The 681-nt window shown below is 35.5% G+C and carries 1 pseudogene; it reads right to left on the bottom strand.

What is annotated here, in order from left to right:
* Window positions 1-681: pseudogene (locus tag FUA24_RS23780) on the bottom strand (bifunctional phosphoribosylaminoimidazolecarboxamide formyltransferase/IMP cyclohydrolase); the annotation flags it as partial.

The raw sequence follows: 681 nt of genomic DNA, 5'->3' as shown, positions 1-681 counted from the left end.
AGCATCAACGTAGGCTTGTTTTATGGTGTTGCGTTGTGCTAAACCACAGGCATTATTGTGCTTTAAAATAGCAAATGTAGGAGCGTCATTTTTAAATTCTAACATTAAGTTTACGGCAGCATCGACATCTAAAAGGTTATTGTAGCTTAATTCTTTACCGTGTAGTTTTGTGAAAAGCTCATCAAAATTGCCAAAGAAAAAGCCTTTTTGGTGTGGGTTTTCGCCGTAGCGTAATACTTTACCTTTAGTTTCGCTTACTTTTAAAGCAGCTATTTCATGGTCTTGGTTAAAGTAATTGAAAATAGCAGAATCATAGTGCGAAGACACGTTAAAAGCTTTGGCTGCAAAACGTTTTCTGTTTGCTTCGGTTAGTGTGCCGTTTTTCTCAGTAATTAATTCTAAAAATTCAGCATAATCATCAACCGAAGATACACAAATTACATCTGCATAATTTTTTGCGGCAGCTCTAATTAAAGAAATACCACCTATATCAATTTTTTCAATAATATCTTGGTTGCTAGCACCCGAGGCTACAGTTTTTTCAAAAGGGTATAAATCTACAATTACAACATCAATTTGCGGAATATCATATTCAGCTAATTCAGCAACATCAGAGTCGTTGTTTTGTCTGTTTAAAATACCGCCAAAAACCTTTGGGTGTAGTGTTTTTACACGTCCGCC

The sequence above is a fragment of the Seonamhaeicola marinus genome (assembly GCF_008085455.1).
This window is presented reverse-complemented; position numbering and strand designations above follow the sequence as displayed.